Annotated in this window: 22 protein-coding genes; 11 read left to right on the top strand and 11 right to left on the bottom strand. The window is 28.6% G+C overall.

From position 1 onward, the window contains the following. Positions 1-33: 33 nt before the first annotated feature. Positions 34-912 (top strand): DMT family transporter, encoded by an 879-nt coding sequence (locus AC8IG9_RS01745; protein WP_507425104.1) that lies wholly within the window; start codon positions 34-36, stop codon positions 910-912. Then, entirely contained in the window at positions 909-1,532 is a 624-nt protein-coding gene (locus tag AC8IG9_RS01750; RefSeq protein WP_507425105.1) for a DNA-3-methyladenine glycosylase family protein, read from the top strand. The genes AC8IG9_RS01745 and AC8IG9_RS01750 overlap by 4 nt, the downstream gene beginning before the upstream one ends. Here AC8IG9_RS01750 and AC8IG9_RS01755 read toward each other — a convergent pair. Beyond that, a complete protein-coding gene (locus AC8IG9_RS01755; RefSeq protein WP_507425106.1) occupies positions 1,529-1,816 on the bottom strand; it encodes a DUF1330 domain-containing protein in 288 nt (95 codons plus the stop codon). The genes AC8IG9_RS01750 and AC8IG9_RS01755 overlap by 4 nt on opposite strands. 134 nt (positions 1,817-1,950) lie before the next feature. Between AC8IG9_RS01755 and AC8IG9_RS01760 the strand changes: the two genes are divergently transcribed. Further along, positions 1,951-3,291 (top strand): glutamate--cysteine ligase, encoded by a 1,341-nt coding sequence (locus AC8IG9_RS01760; protein WP_507425107.1) that lies wholly within the window; start codon positions 1,951-1,953, stop codon positions 3,289-3,291. Then, positions 3,275-4,222 (top strand): glutathione synthase, encoded by a 948-nt coding sequence (gshB, locus tag AC8IG9_RS01765; RefSeq protein ID WP_507425108.1) that lies wholly within the window; start codon positions 3,275-3,277, stop codon positions 4,220-4,222. Before AC8IG9_RS01760 ends, gshB begins: the two co-directional genes overlap by 17 nt. Here gshB and AC8IG9_RS01770 read toward each other — a convergent pair. Continuing rightward, positions 4,214-6,289, bottom strand: coding sequence for a S9 family peptidase (locus tag AC8IG9_RS01770; protein ID WP_507425109.1), 2,076 nt, complete (start codon positions 6,287-6,289; stop codon positions 4,214-4,216). The two genes, gshB and AC8IG9_RS01770, sit on opposite strands and share 9 nt — an antisense overlap. Positions 6,290-6,456: 167 nt before the next feature. Here AC8IG9_RS01770 and AC8IG9_RS01775 point away from each other — a divergent pair, with 167 nt between their 5' ends. Continuing rightward, a complete protein-coding gene (locus AC8IG9_RS01775) occupies positions 6,457-7,227 on the top strand; it encodes a hypothetical protein (protein ID WP_507425110.1) in 771 nt (256 codons plus the stop codon). Here the strand turns inward: AC8IG9_RS01775 and AC8IG9_RS01780 are convergent. Then, positions 7,220-8,146, bottom strand: a complete 927-nt coding sequence (locus tag AC8IG9_RS01780; protein WP_507425111.1) for a glycosyltransferase family 9 protein — start codon at positions 8,144-8,146, stop codon at positions 7,220-7,222. The two genes, AC8IG9_RS01775 and AC8IG9_RS01780, sit on opposite strands and share 8 nt — an antisense overlap. 89 nt (positions 8,147-8,235) lie before the next feature. Here AC8IG9_RS01780 and AC8IG9_RS01785 point away from each other — a divergent pair, with 89 nt between their 5' ends. The 3 genes from AC8IG9_RS01785 (at position 8,236) to AC8IG9_RS01795 (ending at position 11,465) form a co-directional block, all read left to right on the top strand. Continuing rightward, positions 8,236-9,108, top strand: a complete 873-nt coding sequence (locus AC8IG9_RS01785; protein ID WP_507425112.1) for a dihydrodipicolinate synthase family protein — start codon at positions 8,236-8,238, stop codon at positions 9,106-9,108. Between the two features lie 82 nt (positions 9,109-9,190). Continuing rightward, the gene (locus AC8IG9_RS01790) at positions 9,191-10,519 is read left to right on the top strand and encodes a hypothetical protein (protein ID WP_507425113.1); all 1,329 of its coding nucleotides are present in this window, start codon (positions 9,191-9,193) and stop codon (positions 10,517-10,519) included. 25 nt (positions 10,520-10,544) lie between these two features. Continuing rightward, positions 10,545-11,465, top strand: a complete 921-nt coding sequence (locus tag AC8IG9_RS01795) for a DMT family transporter (RefSeq protein WP_507425114.1) — start codon at positions 10,545-10,547, stop codon at positions 11,463-11,465. On the opposite strand, the gene AC8IG9_RS01800 is transcribed toward AC8IG9_RS01795, so the two are convergent. Further along, on the bottom strand, positions 11,466-12,239 hold the full coding sequence (locus AC8IG9_RS01800) for a 2-keto-4-pentenoate hydratase (protein WP_507425115.1): 774 nt from the start codon (positions 12,237-12,239) through the stop codon (positions 11,466-11,468). Between the two features lie 61 nt (positions 12,240-12,300). On the opposite strand from AC8IG9_RS01800, the gene AC8IG9_RS01805 reads away from it, so the two are divergent. Further along, on the top strand, positions 12,301-13,380 hold the full coding sequence (locus tag AC8IG9_RS01805) for an ATP-dependent 6-phosphofructokinase (RefSeq protein WP_507425116.1): 1,080 nt from the start codon (positions 12,301-12,303) through the stop codon (positions 13,378-13,380). On the opposite strand, the gene AC8IG9_RS01810 is transcribed toward AC8IG9_RS01805, so the two are convergent. The 3 genes from AC8IG9_RS01810 to AC8IG9_RS01820 are packed head-to-tail and all read right to left on the bottom strand — an operon-like array spanning position 13,377 to position 16,328. Continuing rightward, positions 13,377-14,687: a TRAP transporter large permease gene (locus tag AC8IG9_RS01810; RefSeq protein WP_507425117.1), complete on the bottom strand. Its 1,311-nt coding sequence runs from the start codon at positions 14,685-14,687 to the stop codon at positions 13,377-13,379. The two genes, AC8IG9_RS01805 and AC8IG9_RS01810, sit on opposite strands and share 4 nt — an antisense overlap. Continuing rightward, entirely contained in the window at positions 14,688-15,251 is a 564-nt protein-coding gene (locus AC8IG9_RS01815; RefSeq protein WP_507425118.1) for a TRAP transporter small permease, read from the bottom strand. It abuts the gene before it with no gap. Positions 15,252-15,311: 60 nt separating this feature from the next. Continuing rightward, complete coding sequence (locus tag AC8IG9_RS01820; protein WP_507425119.1) at positions 15,312-16,328, bottom strand: TRAP transporter substrate-binding protein; 1,017 nt, start codon at positions 16,326-16,328, stop codon at positions 15,312-15,314. A gap of 133 nt (positions 16,329-16,461) precedes the next feature. Between AC8IG9_RS01820 and AC8IG9_RS01825 the strand changes: the two genes are divergently transcribed. After that, complete coding sequence (locus AC8IG9_RS01825; RefSeq protein ID WP_507425120.1) at positions 16,462-16,851, top strand: rhodanese-like domain-containing protein; 390 nt, start codon at positions 16,462-16,464, stop codon at positions 16,849-16,851. Here the strand turns inward: AC8IG9_RS01825 and AC8IG9_RS01830 are convergent, their stop codons facing one another. The 4 genes from AC8IG9_RS01830 to AC8IG9_RS01845 form a co-directional block, all read right to left on the bottom strand. After that, positions 16,852-17,301, bottom strand: coding sequence for a hypothetical protein (locus tag AC8IG9_RS01830; RefSeq protein WP_507425121.1), 450 nt, complete (start codon positions 17,299-17,301; stop codon positions 16,852-16,854). It lies immediately after the preceding gene. Between the two features lie 144 nt (positions 17,302-17,445). After that, the gene (locus AC8IG9_RS01835; RefSeq protein ID WP_017971773.1) at positions 17,446-17,931 is read right to left on the bottom strand and encodes a YajQ family cyclic di-GMP-binding protein; all 486 of its coding nucleotides are present in this window, start codon (positions 17,929-17,931) and stop codon (positions 17,446-17,448) included. Between the two features lie 22 nt (positions 17,932-17,953). Further along, on the bottom strand, positions 17,954-18,211 hold the full coding sequence (locus AC8IG9_RS01840; RefSeq protein WP_507425122.1) for a hypothetical protein: 258 nt from the start codon (positions 18,209-18,211) through the stop codon (positions 17,954-17,956). After that, positions 18,211-19,098 carry a DMT family transporter gene (locus AC8IG9_RS01845; protein WP_507425123.1) on the bottom strand — a complete coding sequence of 296 codons (888 nt, stop codon included), beginning with the start codon at positions 19,096-19,098 and terminating at the stop codon, positions 18,211-18,213. Before AC8IG9_RS01845 ends, AC8IG9_RS01840 begins: the two co-directional genes overlap by 1 nt. Before the next feature lie 247 nt (positions 19,099-19,345). Here AC8IG9_RS01845 and mgtE point away from each other — a divergent pair, with 247 nt between their 5' ends. Then, a complete protein-coding gene (gene mgtE, locus AC8IG9_RS01850) occupies positions 19,346-20,725 on the top strand; it encodes a magnesium transporter (RefSeq protein WP_507425124.1) in 1,380 nt (459 codons plus the stop codon). Position 20,726: the final 1 nt, after the last annotated feature.

A 20,726-nucleotide genomic window follows, 5' to 3' on the forward strand; every position in this document is an offset into this window, starting at 1 on the left:
TATGTTATGAAAAGATTTAGGTAAAATATATTCATGCTATTGTCTAATAGAACAGGTTCATTTTACATGTTGTTAAGCGTTGCCTGTTTTTCTGCGATGGATATTTTTGTTAAATTAACAACTAAATATTATCCAATTGGTGAAGTTGCTTTTTTTAGAGGCTTGTTTGGCCTGATCCCTATTTTTTTTTTAATACCTAAAAAAAAAATATTTATTTTTTTTAAAACTGACAAACCAAAGTTACATTTTATTAGAGCCTTTTTTGGCACTTTTGCAATGGTTTCAACATTTATTGCAGTAAAACATATGCAGCTTGCAGACGTTGTTTCTATCGCGCAAGCAGCACCAGTTTTTGTAACTATATTTTCAATAATTTTTTTAAAAGAGATCGTTGGTTACAGAAGATGGTTTGCAGTTTTAGCAGGATTAACTGGCGTTCTTTTTATTACAAAGCCAGGGACTAGTTTATTCAATATTTATTCTATCTTCCCAATATTTTACTGCATTGGGTTTAGTATTGTTGCTGTTTCAATTAAAAAATTATCAAAGACAGAACCTGATTATCTTATAGCCTTTTATTTTACTGCTCTTTTAATAGTTGTTAGTTCATTTGCATTCTTTTTTGAAGCTTGGATTTTTCCAAACACTATAGATTTAATTTATTTAATTATGATTGGAATTTGCGGGTCTATAGCAAATTTATTCATGACAACAGCATATAGAAGAGCTGATGCATCATTAATAACTCCTCTTAAATATTTAAGCGTCTTATCAGCAATTATTTTTGGCTATTATATTTTTTCTGAAATTCCTTCAGTTACAACGGTTATAGGTGCAGTTATAATTGTTATTAGTTCTTTTATAATTTTTCGACGCGAACAAGTGAAAAAAATAAAAAATACCGTTTTATGAAAAAAAAACCACCACATTATTGGGATGATGCAAAAAAATTTTTATCTAAAAAAGATAAAAAATTAGCAAAGATTATTAGTAAATATGACGGACATTTGGTTACACGAGGAGATCCTTTTTATTCTTTATGCAGATCAATTATTGGACAGCAAATTTCTGTTAAAGCGGCCGATTCAGTGTGGTTAAAGTTTGGAAAAATTGTAAAAAAAATTACTCCAAAAAATGTTTTAAAACTACAAAAAAGACAATTGGCTTCTGCTGGTTTATCGCGTCAAAAAATTTTGTATCTGAAAATTATAGCGAAAGAATTTTTTGATAAAACTTTAGATATTAAAATATTAGAGCAAATGCCAGATGAGGACGCGATTAAGCATTTGGTTAGAATTAAAGGGATAGGAGTTTGGACGGCACAAATGTTTTTAATTTTTAATCTTAATCGATCTAATATTTTTCCATTCTCAGATATTGGATTAATTAAAGCAATTTCTGTGAATTATAGAAAAGAATATCCTTTAAAAAAGGAACAGTTAGATTTTTTTAAAAATAAGTGGCATCCTTATTCTACAGTTGCAACGTGGTATATGTGGAGAAGTATAGATCCTGTGCCTGTCGAATATTAAATACCCTCAACAATCATAAGATCCCTTAAAACTGTATTTTTTGCTATCGACCAAGCTTCTTGATAATCTTTAGATCTGTAACAATTTAATGCTGTATCATAATCTTTAAATTCCCAAATAACTGTTCTTATAAATTCCTTTCCTTCGAGAGTTATATATTTTCCACCTCGCACCAAAGGCTTCCCTCCAAAACTAGTAATAGCTTTCAAAGCTTTTTCCGCATAACTACCTAATTTTATTGCATCTTCAGCAGTTTTGTATTTAGCAATCCAATACCCTTTCATGTATTTCTCCCAATTTTAGTTTGATAAATTAATATATATTTTTTTTATTATATTAATATCAACTAATCGTTATTGAATTAGATTGATCCAAGGAATAAATTGACCAAACTTGAAATCATAAACAGAGTATTAAATTGCAAAATATTGAGAACAAACAACAGTTAATAGATTATTTTTTTCAAGGTTCCAAAACTAAAGATAGTTGGAGAATAGGAACCGAACATGAAAAATTTTTATTTGATGTAAAAACTAAAAAATCTATTCCTTATGAAGGAGAGGTTAGTATTCAAAAAATTTTTTCTGAACTCATTAAAAATGATTGGGTTCCAGTTAAAGAAGGAAAAAATATTTTAGGATTGGTAAAAGACAAAAAAAATATTACCTTAGAACCTGGTTTGCAGTTTGAGCTATCAGGTGATGCAGTTCAAAATATCCACCAAACTTGCAATGAAATTAATTCATATTTAAAAGAATTAAAAATTGTTTGCGCTAAATTAGGAATAGGATTGCTGGGTAATGGATTTGCACCAATTGCAAAATTAACCGATGTTTTTAAATCTCCCAAAAAAAGATATGAGATTATGAGAAAGTATATGCCCAATGTCGGAAGCAATGGGCTTGATATGATGCATAGAACTTGCGCTACGCAAGTTAACTTAGATTATTCAAATGAGATTGATTATAAAAAGAAATCAAAATTAATAGCTGCGATTACACCAGTTGCAGTTTCATTATTTTCTAATTCTCCATTTAAAGAAAATAAATTGAATGGTTATTTGTCTTATAGAACTCATATTTGGCAAGATACCGATAAAAACAGATCAGGCATTCCTGATTTTTTTTTAGATAATAGTAATAGCTTTGAACGTTATGTAGATTTCGCACTTAAAGTACCGATGTATTTCATTATTAAAGATGATGAATATATTGATTGCACAGGAGAAAGTTTTAATGATTTTCTTTCTGGAAAATTAAAAAATTATCCAAATAAAAAACCCACACTTCAAGACTGGGAAAATCATGTGTCGACTATTTTTACTGAATTAAGATTAAAAAAATATTTAGAAATTAGATCTGCAGATTCTTGTTCATCAGCAGGAATATGTTCAATACCTGCGTTTTGGACTGGACTGCTTTATGATGAGAGTGCTTTAGAGCAGACCTTGGAATATGTAAAAGACTGGAATTATGCAGATGTTTATAATGCATATTTAGAAGTTCCTAAAAAAGGCTTTGATACTGAAATCAAAAATAAAAAAATATTCGAACATGCTAAAAAAATAATAGATTTTTCAGCTTTAGGATTAAAGAATAGAAAACAAACGAATAACAAGGGTATGGATGAAAATATCTTTTTAAAAGATATTCATAATTTTATTAAAGATAAAAAATCACCAGCTCAATCTCTTGTAGAAAAGTACAATACTAGATGGAAACACGATATACTTAAGATCTTTGATGAAGAAGCATTTTAAAATAGCTGTTCAAATGGATCCTCTGGATTCTATTAATATTAAGACAGATAGTACCTATATTTTAGCTTTAGAAGCTCAAAAAAGAGGGCATCAGTTATTTCATTATTTACCTGAAAATTTAATTTATGAAAATGGAAAGTTATTTGCGTATGGGAATATTTTTAAATTATTTCCTAATAAAAAAAGATTTTTTACTGAAGGAAAGCTTCAAAAAGTTTTTCTAGAAAAGTATGATGTAATTTTAGTTAGGCAAGACCCCCCTTTTAATATGAACTATCTTACTGCAACTTACTTGCTTGAAACTATAGATAATAAAACTCTTATTTTAAACAATCCTAGATCAATCAGAGATAATCCTGAAAAACTATCAATGTTTAATTTTTCAAAAATTATTCCACCAACTCTTATTTCTAAAAACGTTGAACAGTGTTTTAATTTTCATAAAAAATATAAAAGAACAATTATTAAACCTCTCTATGGTAACGGGGGAGAAGGTATTTCCAAATTAGAAGGAGCTAATGTTAATTTAAAAGGAAAAATATTGAAGTTAATTAATAAATATAAAAAACCTATAGTAGTACAAAAATATTTAAGTGAAATTAAAGAAGGCGATAGAAGAATTATTTTAATTGATGGGGAATATGCAGGTTCAGTTGCAAGAATTCCTAAAAAGGGAAGTGTAACTGCTAATTTTCATACTGGTGGAAAAGCAAAAAAAGTAGGCTTGATTAGACAAGATAAAAAAATATGCAATATCTTAAAGCCTTATTTAAAAAAGAATAAATTATTTTTCACAGGGATTGATGTGATAGGAAATTATTTAACAGAAATAAATGTAACTTCACCAACCGGTATTCAGGAGATTAATAGATTAAATGGAGTTAGATTAGAAAAAATTTTTTGGGACAAGGTTGAAAAAAAATTAAGATAATATTTTGCAGATTTTTAAAACAAATCCATATTCCATTGCTATTTCTTTAAGGTAATCAAATCTTCCGCTCGCACCTCCATGACCAGCAGTCATATTCATATGAAGTAATAATAAATTATTATCTGTTCTATTTTCTCTTAATTTTGCAATCCATTTAGTCATTTCCCAATAAGTAACTCTAGGATCAGAAATGCCTCCTGTAATTAACATGTGAGGATAGTTTTGTTTTTTAACATTGTCATATGGTGAGTAACTTTTGACGTATTCAAAAGTTTTCTTATCATTTTTTATATCGCCCCATTCTGGAATTTCCGTTACCGTTAGTGGCAACTCTTCATCAAGCATAGTGTTACAAATATCGACAAAAGGTACTTGAGCAATAATTCCAAGAAATAAATCTGGTCTTTCATTTGAAATATAACCCATTAATAATCCACCAGCAGAACCTCCTTGTGCTATAATTTTTTTATGTGACGTATATTTGTCGTCACATAATTTTTCTGCACAACTTATAAAATCTAGAAAAGTATTTTTTTTATTTAAAAGTTTGCCATGTTCATACCACTCATAACCCTTTTCTTTACCGCCCCTTACATGGGCTATCGCATAGATAATTCCTCTATCAACTAAGGCTAATCTATTAGTAGAAAATCCACTTGGAATAGATATTCCATATGAACCATATCCATAAAGAAGTAGATAATTCTCTGAATTCAGTTGTGTTTCTTTTTTATATAAAATTGTAATTGGAATTTTTTCACCATCATGTGCAGTTGCAAATATTTTTTTACAAACATAATCGTCTTTATTATGTCCAGAAGGTATCTCTTGAATTTTTTTTAACTCTTGTTGTTTAGATTTACAATTATAATCAAAGACACTTTTAGGCGTTGTTGGAGATGAATAGGAGTATCTAAAAATGTCAGTTTCATATTCATAACCATGTTCTAAAGATAGATGATATGCCTCTTCATTAAAATTAATTTTATGCTCTTCTTTATTATTTAAATTTAATACAATAATATTTTCACAACCTTCTGTTCGTTCAAGTCTTATCAGCCAGTTTTTTAGTAAAATAAAATCAAGGATAAGATTGTTTTTATTATAAGGAATAAAATCTTGCCATTGCTGATAGGTATTTTCTTTACTTATCATTATTTTAAAATTTTTTGCTTTATCTATATTTGTGCTAATTAAGAAAAATTGATCATGATGATCTAGATCATATTCAATTTTTTTTTCCCTTTTTTTAAATAAAATTGGTTTTGCAGTGTTTGATGCTGTATTTAAAAAAAGATATTCTGAAGTCTCGTGGTCGGCAGTTCTGATAAATAAATACTTTTTTGTTTGTGAAAGGCTAATAGAACAAAAAAAGGCAGGATCTTTTTCTTCGTAAATTAAAACGTCAGATTCGAGATTTGATCCAACTTTATGTTTTAGAACTTTTGTTGGTCTGTGATTTTCGTCAAGGGAAACGTAAAAAATATATTGATTGTCTAAAGACCAGACGATGCTTCCAGTTGTATTTTTTATTGCTGAGCTTAATTGTTTTTTAGTTTTAATATCTTCAATAAATAATGAAAAATATTCAGAACCATTAATATCTATATTATAAGCTAAATATTTATGATCATGACTATGAGATACAGAGGAAATATTGAAATATGAATACTCTTTAGATTTTTTCTCGCAATCTAATATTATTTCTTCAAAATTATTTTCAATATTTTTTCTATAGTAAATTGGATATTCGCTATTTTTATTATATTTAAAAAAATAAAGAAATGTTTCGTCTTTTTTGGGTACAGAATTATCTTCATTTTTAATTTTTGCTTTTAATTCTTCAAATATTTTTTGCTCTAAATGTTTAACATCTTGAAGCTGATCTTCTTTAAATTTATTTTCACTTTCTAGATAATTTTTGATTTTTGAATCCAGTTTTTTTGGATCTAAGATTACTTCTTTCCAATTTTTTTGTTTAATCCAAGAATAGTCATCAATAAGATCTTGGTTATGAATTTTTATTTTATGTAAAATTTTATCTATTTTAGGTTCAGTATTTGGCATTAAATATTTTTGTAAATATATTGATAAAATTTTAACTTTGTATAAGCATGTATATCAATGCTTATTAAAGATTTCATAGAAATAATTAGGTACTTTTTTGTCAAAAATAAATTAATAGGATTTATTTTGTTATTTCCTATAATTGTTATAATTATAATTTTAATATCATGAATAAAAAAAAAATAATTATTTCCTTCCTTATTATTGCTAGCCTAATTTTTTTAATTTTAGATTTTTTAAGTTATAAAGTTAATAAAATCATCAAAGATGTATTAATTAATAAAGGCAAAGATGCTTTGTGTCAGCAGGTTTTGGTTGGAGATATTGACACAAGTATATTAGGCTCATCAATCAAGATTAGTAATATTGAAATTAGAAATTTAGAAGGATTTAAAAATAAAAATATTATTCAAATTAAAAATATTAATACAGATTTTGACTTAAAAAGTGTTTTTACGAATAATATTGTTGTTAATAGCATTAATATTGATGGAGCCAGTTTATATTATGAGCTTATCTTAGATAAAAAAGACATGAAAGATAACGTAAGCGCATTTAAAGCATGTCAAAAGCCTAGTGAAAAAAAAGTTGAAGATAAAGCACCAGCGAAACCAGAGCAGACCAATAAAAAAGATAATAAAACTTTTGTTGTTAAGCAGTTAGTTCTTAGCAACACTTCATTAAAAGTATCTTCAGAATTTTTAGATATCAGTAAAGATATTAATTTAAATAAAATGTCATTTAATAATGTTGGCAATGCAGAAACTGCAAATAAGTTCAAAGATGTATTAAAAATGATCTTTGATAATGTTTTGTTAAGTATTAATAATGAAATTATTCAGGGTGATTTAAAAGATAAAATTAAAAGCAAATTAAAAAATTTAAGAACTAAAATGTCCCCTGAGTCTTATAGAAAGTTAGAGAAAAGTTTTAGATAAACTCTTTTGCTTTTTTAAGTACCTGCTCTACAGTTATTTTATTCATAGCCATACTATTGTGGCCTACAGTTTTAAAATTTTCAGGAATAATTGGAAAAATATTTTTATTATAGTTTGCGTAAGATAAAGGCGTATCCCCAAACAACCCTATGCTTGGAAGGTTAAGACCAGCACTTAAATGCATAAATCCAGTATCATTACCAATATATAATTTACTAGAATTTATTATCGGCATTATTTCTTCAATGCTTAAACTACAAAGAGATTCTATTTTATTTTCAGTTAGGTTTTTTTTTATTTCATTTGCTATTGAATTTTCAATTACATTGTTGCCGCCCGCCAAATAAAATTTAATATTTTTATTATTAATCTTTTTAATTAGTGAAATATAATTTTCTGTAGGCCATTTTTTAGTAGGACCAGAAGATCCAATTCCAATAATAATTTGATTGTTATTTTTATTGCTAACAGGCCAAGAAATTATAGTTTGACTGGTTAAGCTGTTATTATTGAGCCATTTTTTATTTTTTTCTAAAGCATTTAAGTAAATATCTACATTTTTTTTGAAAACTCCGTAGGTATATATATTTTTAATTTTTGAAATTTTTGCAATCAAAAACCAAAATAAACTAAAATGCATAATGTAGATTTTTGAGAAATTATTTTTCTTTATGAAATTAATTAATTTAAAAAAATTGTTAATTTTGGATTTGTTAATTTTTAAATTTTCGTCTTCTAAATAAATAATTTCTTTTATTGATTTTTCGTATTTTAATATTTGTTTAGCAGCAGTTCTTTTTTTGGTAATTAAAGTAATTTCTAATTCTTTATTATTTTCATGTATTTGCTGGATGTAGGGTAGAAACATGCATAAATCACCAACGCCTGGTCTTGTTTGAATAATAAGAGCTTTATTCATTAGTGGTAGTGGATAAGTATTTGTTATTATTTATTTTAAATTGTTGTCATTTTATAGATAATATCTAAAAACTTCTTAACTAAAAAATAATGGAAAAAGCAGTTTATTCAGCAGTTTTGACTCCTTTTAATAAGGATTTAACTATAGATAAAAAATTATTTATTTCGCATTGTGAATTTTTATTAAAAAATAAAATTAATTTAGCGCCACTTGGAACAACAGGGGAGGCAAATTCAATTTCTATTTCAGAAAAGATTGATCTAATAAACACAATATCTAAAAGTGACATTCCTAAAGAAAAAATAATTATAGGAACAGGCAACACCTCTTTTGTTGATGCGGCTTTGCTTACTAAAACTGCATTAGAAAATAAAATATATTCGGTATTATTGCTTCCTCCGTTTTATTATAAAAATGTGTCAGATGAGGGAGTGTATCAATATTATAAAGAAATTATAAATGAAGTTAGTTCAAAAAATTTAAAAGTTTTCTTATATAACATTCCCCAAGTTAGTGGCGTCACTATTTCCGTAGATCTCATTATCAGACTTAAGAAAGAATTTTCAGATATTATTGCAGGAATAAAAGATAGCTCAGGTAATTTTGAAAATACTAAAAAATATAAAGAAGTAAAAAATTTTATTGTTTATCCAGGAAGCGAAAAATTTCTTTATGACGGACTTCATATTGGCTGTTCTGGATGTATTAGCGCAACTACAAATGTGAATATTGAAGCTGTAAAATTAATAGATAGTTTTAATACAACAGAAGGTGCACAGACTAATCAAAGAATAAAAACAGTCAGAGATGTATTTGAAAAATATCCTGTAATTGCAGCATTAAAAGCTACAAAAATCAAAGAAGATAATAACTGGTCTAATATTAGACCACCCTTAGTTGTTTTAAGTGATCAACAAAAATCTAATTTATTAAAAGATCTTAAGGACATAAATTTTTTATAGATAATTAATTGTCTATTATTTTTCCATTTTAATGTTAGTTATAATTTAATTGAGTTTGACATAATATTTTTATTTAAAAGCAATGAAAAAAAATAAAAAGAATAAAAAAAAATCACTCAAAAAAATAAAAAGAGTTTTTAAGAAGAAACCCGTCAAAAAAATTAAAAAGGTTATTAAAAAAAAACTTATAAAAAAAATAAATCGTCCCATAGTAAAAAAAAATAAAAAAAAATTTCCAAAAAAAATAGTAAAAAAATCAAAATCTTTTAAGCAGAATAAGAATTTAAAAAAGAAATCATTAAAATTAAAAAAAAATATTAAAAAAAAAATTAATTTTTCTAAGAAAAAAAATAGCAAAATAAAAAAACTTAAAACAAAAAAAATCTTAAGAAGAAAGACGCAAATAAAAATAAAAAAAAAGACATCGAAAATAAAAGTTAAAAAAATAAAGCTAAAAACAAAAAAACTTTCAAAATACAAAGTTGGTTTTTTTGATAAAATTGAGAATTACATAAAAGGTCAGTTTGCTAATTTTTTTGGTTTAAAGCCATATTTTCAAAGAAAAATTATCGCCTGGAAAGATAGTAGCGCGAAGAAATTAATAAAAATCAATCAGTTAAAAGCCACACAAATAAAACGTGAGATCGAGTTATTAAAAAAGAAGAATTTACGTGAATTAAATGAACTTAAGAAGCAAAAGTTCCAATTTCACAAACAGCTACTAAAAGAAAAAAATATAGAGCTTCGTCATTTAGAACGGGAACAAAAAGCTCTTGAAAGACGAATTATTATTGAACAAAAAAATCTGCAAAGAAGATTAGATCTGCAGCTTAAGGATCACAAAAGACAAGAAAAAGAAAAAATATATGAATTAAGAAATAAATTAAAACTTACTGAAGACCGACTAAGAATTTATAGAGAAAAATTACAAGAAATTAAACTTAAACGAAGTGAAGCAAAATTACTTGAATTAGAGGCTCATAAAAAAACAAGAGAAGAAGCTAGAGCTATATTAGAGGCTGAAAAAAAAGAAAATGAAATTAAAAAGCAAGTAGTTGAGAGATTAGAAAAGTATTCAAGAAATATGAAATCAATAGTATTTCAGGTCAATAAAAGATACTTAACAAGAAAAAGAGCGCCTCTAGCTTTCATAGATAATATAGCGGAAAACGGAGAATGTTTTATCAAAAATCAAGACACTCCAGATAATGACTATTTATTTTTATTGTACATTAAAGGTGAAAATGCTTCCGAACGTTTAGAAAATGAAATTAATTTGGAAGATAAAACTGAAGTTTCTGAGACTAAAGTTTTTAATCCAAAGAATGTATTTGAAGCTTCAGATTATATGATTGATCGTTTAGCTTTGTTATTTGAAAATGAAAGACGCGAACTAAAAAAAGCTAGCTAATCTCATTATAGTTAATCATTAATTTATGTTTATTAAAAAAAAATTCTCGAGAATGAGCAATGAAAGCAAAGGGTTTATCTTAGGCTTTATTGGAATATTAATCTTCTCAGTTACATCTGCAGTTACAAAGTTAGCTCTAGGAATTTCAAATGATCAATTGTCGCCGCAGTTTATTACTTTTGGTAGAGCTGCACTTGCTGGTAGTTTATCGCTTATTTATTTAATTATTTTTAAAAAAAAAATACCCAAAATAAAATATTTTATTAATTTTTCTATAATAGCCTTAGGAATATCAGTTGGTTTTCCATTATTTTTAGCTTTAGGGCTTGTTCATTCAACTTCTATACATTCAGGAGTAATCTTAGCGTTCTTGCCATTAGTAACAGCAATAATTGCTTCTTTTTATTTTAAACATAAAGCATCGATTGGATTTTGGATATGCGCTGTTGTTGGTTGTTTATTAATAGTTATTTACACTATTCTTCATGCCCAAAGCATCAAAGAGGCGACAACAGTTTCTTACTCTGATCTTTTATTTTTTATTGCAGTTATATCAGCTTCTGTTGGTTATAATGTTGGAGCTAAGCTTACTAAAATAATGAGTTCAATAGATGTTATCTCGTGGGTTTTAGCATCTGCTATGCCTTTCCATTTAATGTTGGCTATTTATTATTTTCCTAAAAATGAAATTCATATTAGTGCATGGTTAGGATTTCTTTATGCTTCTTTATTTTCTCAATGGATCGGCTTTTTTGCATGGTATAAAGGATTAGAAATGGGAGGAGCAGTTCGTGTTAGTCAAATACAGCTACTGATGCCTTTTCTAACTTTTGCCTTTTCTATTATTTTATTAGGAGAAACTTTAGATTTTTTATCTGTCATCTTTTCGCTTGCAATTATATCTTTGATTTATTTTTCAAGAAAGATGACCGTCGTTAAAGAATAATTAACTTATTTTAACGGCAACACTTCCAACACCTGGAATATTTCCATAAAAAGAATCTTTTCTTTTGACAGGAACAATTTGCGTTGTTGAACCTGTAGTTACCCAGAAATCAAAACTTAACATCATATTGTTTTTTTTAATTTCATTTAATAACCAAACTAAAGAGTTAATAGGATTTCCCATCACATTTTTAGTATTGCCTGGATATTTCTTTTTGTCTTTTTTATTTACTAAAATTGTTGAAAGATTTGTGATTTTTTTTAAGTTAAATTTTTTTAATTTTCCAGGAATAAAAGAAACATTCAAACCAAAGTCTGAAATCATACGACCCAAACAATCAATTGCTTTTAATTTTTGCCTAAAACCAACAATTTCTATAGCTGGAGCCATGCCAATTATAAAATTTTTAACATTAGACTTGGTAATTTTTTTATTAAAATTAAATAATTCATTTTTTATTTTAAAAGCAACTTCAAGTTCTGCTCCTAAAAGATTTTGTTGGAAAGGAGCTTTGCCATTATTTTTATAAGTAGTTTCTTCATACAAATAAGAGAAGAAAGGGCTAGAAGTTTTTAACTTTTTCCACACCGCTTTATTAGTGGCTCCTGCTTTAAAACCAATGGGATTCCATAGTAATTCCATTTCAGCATTTCTGCAGATTTCTGTTGCTGTATTTACGTTTTTGATAATAGAGGCTGGGATCTTGCTTATAAATTTTTTCCCAAATCTAGCATTCGAAAGTTTTTCAGAGATAATTTTAATATTTTTATTCATAACAGTGATATTATTTAGAATACTATTTTTGAATTGCAATATTTACAAGTAATAAAAATTAATGAAAAGAATAGGCATTCTAACAAGTGGTGGAGACTGCGGCGGATTGAACGCCGCATTACGATCAATATTTTATAGAGCAAAATCAAAATATAATATGGACGTCTTTGGTATTAAAGATGGAACTCTTGGTTTAATAAGAAGGCCAATTGATTTTGTTGAGTTAAATTATGAAATGTTTGGCGGGTCTTTATTTAGACAAGGTGGTACTTTTTTAGGAACAACCAACAAAGGAGATCCGTTTAATTTTTCTTCAGAGAATGGAAAGCTTTCCGATCAATCAGATACTATTATTGAAGGCTATCATCTTTTAAAATTAGACGGTTTAATAGTCATTGGTGGCGATGGCAGCTTAAAGATTTTAAAAAAAATAGCCGATAAAGGAAAATTAAATATTGTAGCTATACCTAAAACTATTGACAATGATGTTGGCTCTACCGAAACTTCCATTGGATTTAGTACGGCAGTTTCAATTGCAACTCAGGCACTCGATAATTTACAACCAACAGCAGCAAGTCATCATCGTATTATGATTTTAGAAGTTATGGGAAGAGATGCGGGTCATATTGCTTTGAATGCTGGAATTGCAGGTGGAGCGGATGTTATTTTAATTCCTGAACTTTCTTATTCTATTGACGAAATTATTACAAAAATAAATCAAATGAGAAAGCATAATATAAAATATTCACTTATTGTTGTTGCAGAATCTGTAAAAACAGAAAATGGAAAAGTACACATGGTTAAATTTTCAGATGGGCAAGAACGACTAGGTGGAATTGGAAATTATATTTCTCAAGAAATAATGAACAAAACAAAATTAGAGTGCAGAGTAACTACTTTAGGACATGTGCAAAGAGGAGCTATGCCAACTCCAAATGATAGAATTTTAGCTAGCGCTTTTGGTGTTGCAGCTGTTGATTTATTAGCTAAGAAAAAATTTAATCGTATGGTTGCTTGGAAGAATAGAACAGTTGTAGATGTGCCGATAGAAGAAGGAATTGATAATTATAAAGTTGTTGATCAGAATGAGTCTTTAGTAGACACGGCTTTAGCGCTTGGAATTTATATCGGCAATATTTAAAACTTCTTTAGAACAACGGGTGCTTGTTTCCCCATTAAATAATCAGGAAGTATCGTTGAAATTTTAGGGAAATAAGTAATAACGCCAAGATAAACCACTAAAATTGTCATCCAAGGAAGTGCCCCTCTTAATACCTGTACAAGGGTTTGGCCTGTAATGGCGGAGGTGACAAATAAATTCAAACCAACTGGTGGAGTGACCATTCCAATTTCCATATTAACAACAAGCATAATTCCAAGATGAATAGGATCAATTCCAAGCTTCATTGCAATTGGAAAAAATACTGGAGTTAAAATTAAAATAATTGCAGTAGGCTCCATAAAGTCACCTGCAATAATTAAAATAATATTCACTAATAATAAGAACATTAAAGGTGAAAGACCTGCATTTAATATTTGTTCTGTCATTAATTGAGGAATTCTTTCAGTTGTTAATACATGCGCAAATAACATGGCATTAGCAACAATGAACATTAACATTGTTGTAGATTTTGATGCATCAATGAAAACTTTCGGAAGATCTTTGATGGTAATATCTTTATAAATAAAAATAGAAACTAACATCGCGTAAAAAGCTGCAACTGCTGCCGCTTCAGTTGGTGTAAATACTCCACCATAAATTCCACCCATAATAATAAACAGCAGAATAAATCCCCAAATAGCATCCTTCGCACTTACAACCAATTCTTTGAAAGTTGCTCTTTTTAAAGCAGGAAGATCAACAATTCTTGCATAAATATAAACTGAAACCATTAAAATAAATGCAAGCAAAAGACCTGGAACTATTCCAGCTAAAAACATTCGTCCAACGGACTGTTCTGTAACCGCACAATAAACAACCATCACAATTGAAGGAGGAATTAAAATTCCAAGAGTTCCAGCATTACATATAACGCCAGATGCAAATCTAAGCGGATAGCCTGCCTTAGTCATAGCAACTATCATAATACTTCCAACAGCAACAACTGTTGCAGGGGAAGACCCTGAAACTGCAGCAAAAAAAGTACATGCAAGGATGGATGCGATTGCAAGACCACCACGCATATGCCCCACACAAGCAATTGAAAAACGAATTAGTCGTTTAGCTACACCACCAGTTGACATTAAAACTCCTCCTAAAATAAAGAAAGGAATTGCAAGTAAGGTAAAGTGTTCAGAAGTTTCGAAAATTTTTAATGCCATTGAAGCAATGGAGTCTCTTCCAAAAAATAAAATAGATAAAATACTAGAAAGCCCCAATGAAATAGAAATAGGCATTCCCATAAACAAGAATACAAAAAGAATTGTGAAAAGAAATATGGATGTCATTTATTTTCCACCTTTCTTTTTTACTATTTTTTTTGTGGTATTTTTAAATTTAATACTATCAATAACTTCTTTAGCTTCATTCATTAAACCAAGACCACGCTGTTCATTCTTAATGATACGAATAAGCATTCCGGAAAATCTAATAATTAAAAGTCCAAATCCAAAAATTAGAGCCATTTTCGGCACCCATGCAGGTAACCATTCAATGTCTTGTGAGCGAATGCCAACAGAATAGATTTTTTCAACATAAATATAGCTACCGAATAAAATGATCGCGCCATAAACAATGCAAAGAGTGCAAGAAATAATATTTACAAATTTGACAGTTTTTTTTGAAAATAAATTTATAACTGTATCAATCCCAATATGACCGCCAACTCTTACCCCCCAAGCAGCTCCCAAAATAATTAACCAGCCAAAAGACATAATGCTGTATTCAAGTGCCCAGGTAATATTAGATTTTAAAACATAACGCACAAACACGTTTGCAACGTTAATCAACGTCATCGAAACTAAAAGAAAAGCGATGAAGTTTTCTTCAAATTTTAAGAAAAAATTTCTCATAATATCCCCAGCCACACTATTTTTAAAATAATGCGGCTGAAAGATAAAGATAATTGTGAACTATTTTTTGTTACTATGTGACGCTGCAGCTTTAATTAAATCAGCACCAATATCTGCTTCAAATCGTTTATATACTGGTTCCATTGCTTTTTTCCATTCAGCAAGTTCAGTATCAGTTAATTTTGCAATTTTAGCGTGCTTAGGATTTGTTGCGCTTCCTGCAACGATAGCAGCTCTAGCATCATCATTTTTTTGTTTTGCAATTTGATTGTTTAGAATAGTTGCTTCATGCATTGCTTCTGACAAACCTTTTCTAATGTCAGCTGGCAATCCATCCCACCATTTTTCATTTACAACAACCATATAATCTAAAACACCATGATTAGTTTCAAGAATTAATTTTTGAACTTCATGAAATTTTTGAGAGTATGTATTAGAAAAAGAATTTTCTTGTCCATCTACAACTCCTGATTCCAAAGCTTGGTAAACTTCAGCGAACGCCATTTTTTGTCCGCTAGCACCAACAGACTTCATAATTTCTTCATATACGTCTGATGCTTGGATTCTAAATTTTAAACCTTTTACATCTTTTGGAAGTCTAAAATCTTTGTTAGTAGAAAAATGTCTCATACCGTTTGACCAGTAATCAATACCAATAAGACCTTTTCCTTTCATTGAAGTTAAAAGAGCTTTACCTTCTTTTGAATTTTCAAAAGCTAAAGCAGCATTTCCATCTTTAAAGATGAATGGTAAATCGAATACTTGGATTTTTTTTGTGTAACGATCAAATTTTGAAAGCGATGGCGCTATGATTTGAACGTCGTTAAGCAAAAGAGCTTCCATTTCTTTTCCATCACCAAATAATTGTGAGTTAGGAAATACTTGTACTTCTACTTTTCCAGGTAATTTTTTTTCAGCGATCTCTTTAAATTTTAAAGCCGCTTGACCTTTAGGTGTATTTTCTGCCACCACATGGCTAAACTTCACAACTAATGGAGCTGCATAAGCAGAAAATCCAAAAGTAGAAGCTGCCAAGATTGTTACAGCAGTTAATAGATTAGTTACTTTTTTTAACATTATTTTTCCTTTATTTTGTTAATTTTAAAAACACAATTTAAACAGAGACTAGTTTTAATAACAAGTAAAAAAGTTATAAAAAAAGAAGAGAATCTAGTAAAAGTTTATCGTTTTAAGAATATAAAATAATTTTATGGAAGTATTTAGTATCCCATCAGAAAAAGTTAAAAACTTTTTAGAAACAAATCCCAATAGCGTTGTTCTTGATGTAAGAACAGAAGAAGAGTGGAATGGCGTTGGAAAACCTGATGCGGAATCTTTAAATTCTAAAACATTTTTTATTTCTCTTTTATTAGGACTCGATAGAAAAAAAAATGAAAATTTTACTCAAGACTTTCTTCAGAAAAAAATTTCTAAAAAAGATAATATTTTAATTATTTGTAGATCAGGAGTGAGATCGATGGCTGCAGCAAAACTATTACAACAAGAAGGTTATAAAAATTTAGTTAATATTTCAGATGGCTTTGAAGGAAATCCAGCAACAGGAGATGGCTGGAAAAAATCTAATCTTCCTTGTAAGTAATTATTTTTTATTATTATACCAATTCCCACCACCTTCGTTTTTGATGGCGCCAATTGCTTCAACTGGTCTTGAATTTACCGTATATTCAGAATGATCGTTAGCATTTAAAGTTACTCTAATTTGATTAATAGGCTGAGTAAGCTTTTCATCATCGATGTGATACCATTCAGAATATAACCTAGTTTTTTTACCATTAATATAAATGTGAGCATGACCTTCACTCATTACATTTGCTGTGCCAATTTTTTCAGGAGTAAATTTAAAATTTTTAGTAATTAATTGTAAATTATAGCCAGAAGAAACATCTTTTGTAATTTTGATATCCACAGAAGGAAAGGGACTTTTGGCCTCAATGTTCTTGTGAATATGGTCATCAACTTTTTTGTCTTGAGATACACTTGGGTTGATGAGTAAAAAAAATGATATTAAAATAGTAACTATAAATTTCATGATAAAACTTTATTATTAGAATTATAACATTACTCTGTGACAAAATGACAAAAAGATACAGCGGAAAATCATCAAAAGACAGGAGTTTTAAAAAAAAACCTAAATTTAGTAAAAAAATAAAGTCTTTAATAAAGCGAAATAAAACTAGTCTCTAAAATTTACAAATTCTAACGGCTGACCAATATCAATTTCTCTGATTGCAGCGATTGCTTCTTGGAGGTCATCTCTTTTTTTTCCATCTGCTCGCAATTCTTCTCCTTGAATTTTTACTTGGATTTTAAGTTTTAAACTTTTAACTTGAGTAATAATTTTTTTAGCACTTTCTTGATCAATTCCTTCTTTTAAATCACTAATTTGTCTAACTGTTCCGCCAGTTGCAGTTTCTGAACTTTTAACTTTTAAAACCCTCGGATCAACTTTACGTCTAATAAGGTGTGTTTGTAGCAACTCATTTACCTGTTTAAGTTTTATATTATCAGGAGCAAGAGTAGTGATGACCTTATCTTTTCTTTCAATTGAAATATTAAGGCCTTTAAAATCATAACGGGTTCCAATTTCTCGTAAACAATTTGCAAGAGCATTATCAAATTCTTGATAATTAATTCTACTAACCACATCAAATGAAGGCATTGTTTATAATAGCAGATATTTTTTAATCTTGTAAGTATCTAATAATTCTTGCTTCGTTTTTTTCAGAATAATTATCGATAGTGTCTATAATTTTAAAACCTGCTCTATTTGCGTATTTTGCATCTAATTTTCTGCTGATAGTAATACCTTCTAATTCTTTTCCATTTTTAACAACGCCAAAAAAATATTTTCCTTTTTCAAATTCTATCAGATCATTATCTTCTGAAGTTTGTATAGCTTTTGATTTTAATAAATCAATAAGCGCTTGTAATGTTTTCATTATTTTATAATTCCGATTTTTTTTTCTCTTATAATAATAAACATTCCGCTTGCTATAATAACAAGGGTGCCAATCATCATAGTTATAGAAGGCATTTCGTCAAATATAGAATAACCTAAAATCATTCCCCAAATTATTATTGTATAACGAAAAGGAGATGTCGTTGAAATGTTGGTGGTTTTGATTGCGAGCACTGAAAAAAGATATCCAAGATTTACAAAAATAGCAGAGAGAAAAATACATAAAAATATTTCTATATTAATAGGCTGATAATTGAAAAACATTCCAAAACCAAAAAAAAATGTAACACTAAAAGAAGTTACAAGAACAACTTGTAAGCTATCAAATTTATGTAAAAATTTTCTAGTAAAGGTATCCCTTTGCGCAACAAATACTGCTGCAATAAGTGGATAAATAAATGCTAAGCCGAATTTTAAATTATGAGGCTGGATGACAATCATAACGCCAATAAACCCGCAAATAACAGCAGTCCATCTTCTCCAGCCAACTTTTTCTCCTAACAGAAAAGCTCCAGAAGCAGTGATTAAGATTGGCGATAAATTCATTAAAGAATAAAGTTCGCCAAACGGTAAATACATAAGACCAAGAAAGAAAAAAATTGCTGCAATGGATTCTAACAGACCTCGAAAATGCAATGACTTAGAAGTTATAATTTTAAGAGTTATTTTTTTATTATACCACAGGTAAAGGACAAGAATTGCCGTTGAACAAACTCCTCTAAAGAAAATAATTTCACCTAATATCGTAATGTCTTTATAGGTAAGTAAAATATATTTTATAAACGCATCATTAATTGAAAGAAAAATCATACACAACACCATGTATGAAATCCCTAAAAATGCTTCATTTTTACTATTAAATAACATCTATTTTTTAAATTTATCTTTCTATGTCTTTCCAGACAACTAATTCGATAGATTTAAAGACGAATTAATATAATAATTAAAAGCTATGGGAAAAAGTCAGGACAGCAAAAGAGAAAAAAAAAAGCCAAAAAGTACCGCTCCAAAAGAATCTAGATCAAAGAAGCAGTATTAATTTTTTATAAAAAATAAGCTTTTTTTTTAAGTAAATTCATTATAGGTAGTAGAAGAACCTATATGTGAGATTTCCATGCCCCAAGAAGCCATTTATTCTTCTAAACTAAAAACTGGACATGTATTTACAGAAGAAGAAACTAATTCATTAACTTCAAATATTAGAGAGAACAACTTTGTTTTTGTTCATGATTTCTTAGATAGGTATCACCCGGCCGATTTAGCTGATTTAGTTAAGACGTTACCCGATGAAATTCAAATAAAGCTATTTAGTCATAAATCAGCAGATTTAAATCCTGAAGTTGTTTTAGGATTATCCGATAATTTACAAAAAGAAATTTTAGAACAACTTTCACCGGATGCCATTTCTAATATTGTTAAAGAATTAGAATCTGATGATGCGTTTCAAATTATTGAAAACGTACCAGAGGAATCTAGAAATCAAATATTAATTAATCTTCCTCAAAAAGATCAGAATTTTTTTAGATTAGGATTGCAATACCCAAGAGATTCAGCCGCAAGAATTATGCAGCGAGAATTTGTTGCAGTAGACGTTAATTGGACTGTTGGACAAACCATTGATTATTTAAGAGATGCAACAGATCTTCCGGAGCAATTTTTTGAAATATTCATAGTTGACCAAGATCAAAAGCCATTAGGAACCATTTCTTCATCTAGAGTATTGAGAACAGATCGAAATATTAAGATGAAAGATATTGTGAATGAAAACAAAATATTAGTTCAGGCTGATCTTGATAAAGAAAAAGTAGGTAATATTTTTAGTCAGTATAATTTAATTTCAGCAGGAGTTATTGATAAAGATCAAAAGTTAGTTGGTGTGATCACCGGAGATGACATTGTAAACGTTATTAAAGAAGAAGCAGTTGAGGATGCTCTAAGATTAGGGGGTGTAGGTTCAGAGGAAGATATTACTGACAATCCTATCACAACATCTAAGAAACGTTTTTTATGGTTATTTATTAATTTACTAACTGCAGTTCTTGCTTCTTGGGTTATTGGAATTTTTGATCTTACAATTCAAAAAGTTGTTGCACTTGCAATTCTTATGCCAATCGTTGCCTCGCAAGGAGGAAATGCTGCTACACAAACTTTAGCAGTTACTATTCAACTTATCGCTTCACAGCAGCTGACTTTTAAAAATGTAGCAAAGATTATTAACAGAGAAATTGTAACCGGTCTTTTAAATGGAATTGTGTTTGCCTTTATTACAGGACTCTTTGTTTATTTTTGGTTTGGCGACATTAGAATTTCAGCGATTATAGGCGTCGCAATGATTATTAATTTAACAGCAGCAGGCCTAGCTGGAATTGGTATTCCAGTCTTTATGCATAAAATTAAAATTGACCCCGCAGTTTCGGCTGGAGTTTTTATAACAACTGTTACAGACTGTTGTGGCTATGCTTCTTTCCTTGGTATCGCCAGAATGTTTCTTTAAT

The sequence above is a fragment of the Candidatus Allofontibacter sp. genome (genome assembly GCF_040404065.1).
GTDB lineage: Bacteria > Pseudomonadota > Alphaproteobacteria > Pelagibacterales > Pelagibacteraceae > Fontibacterium.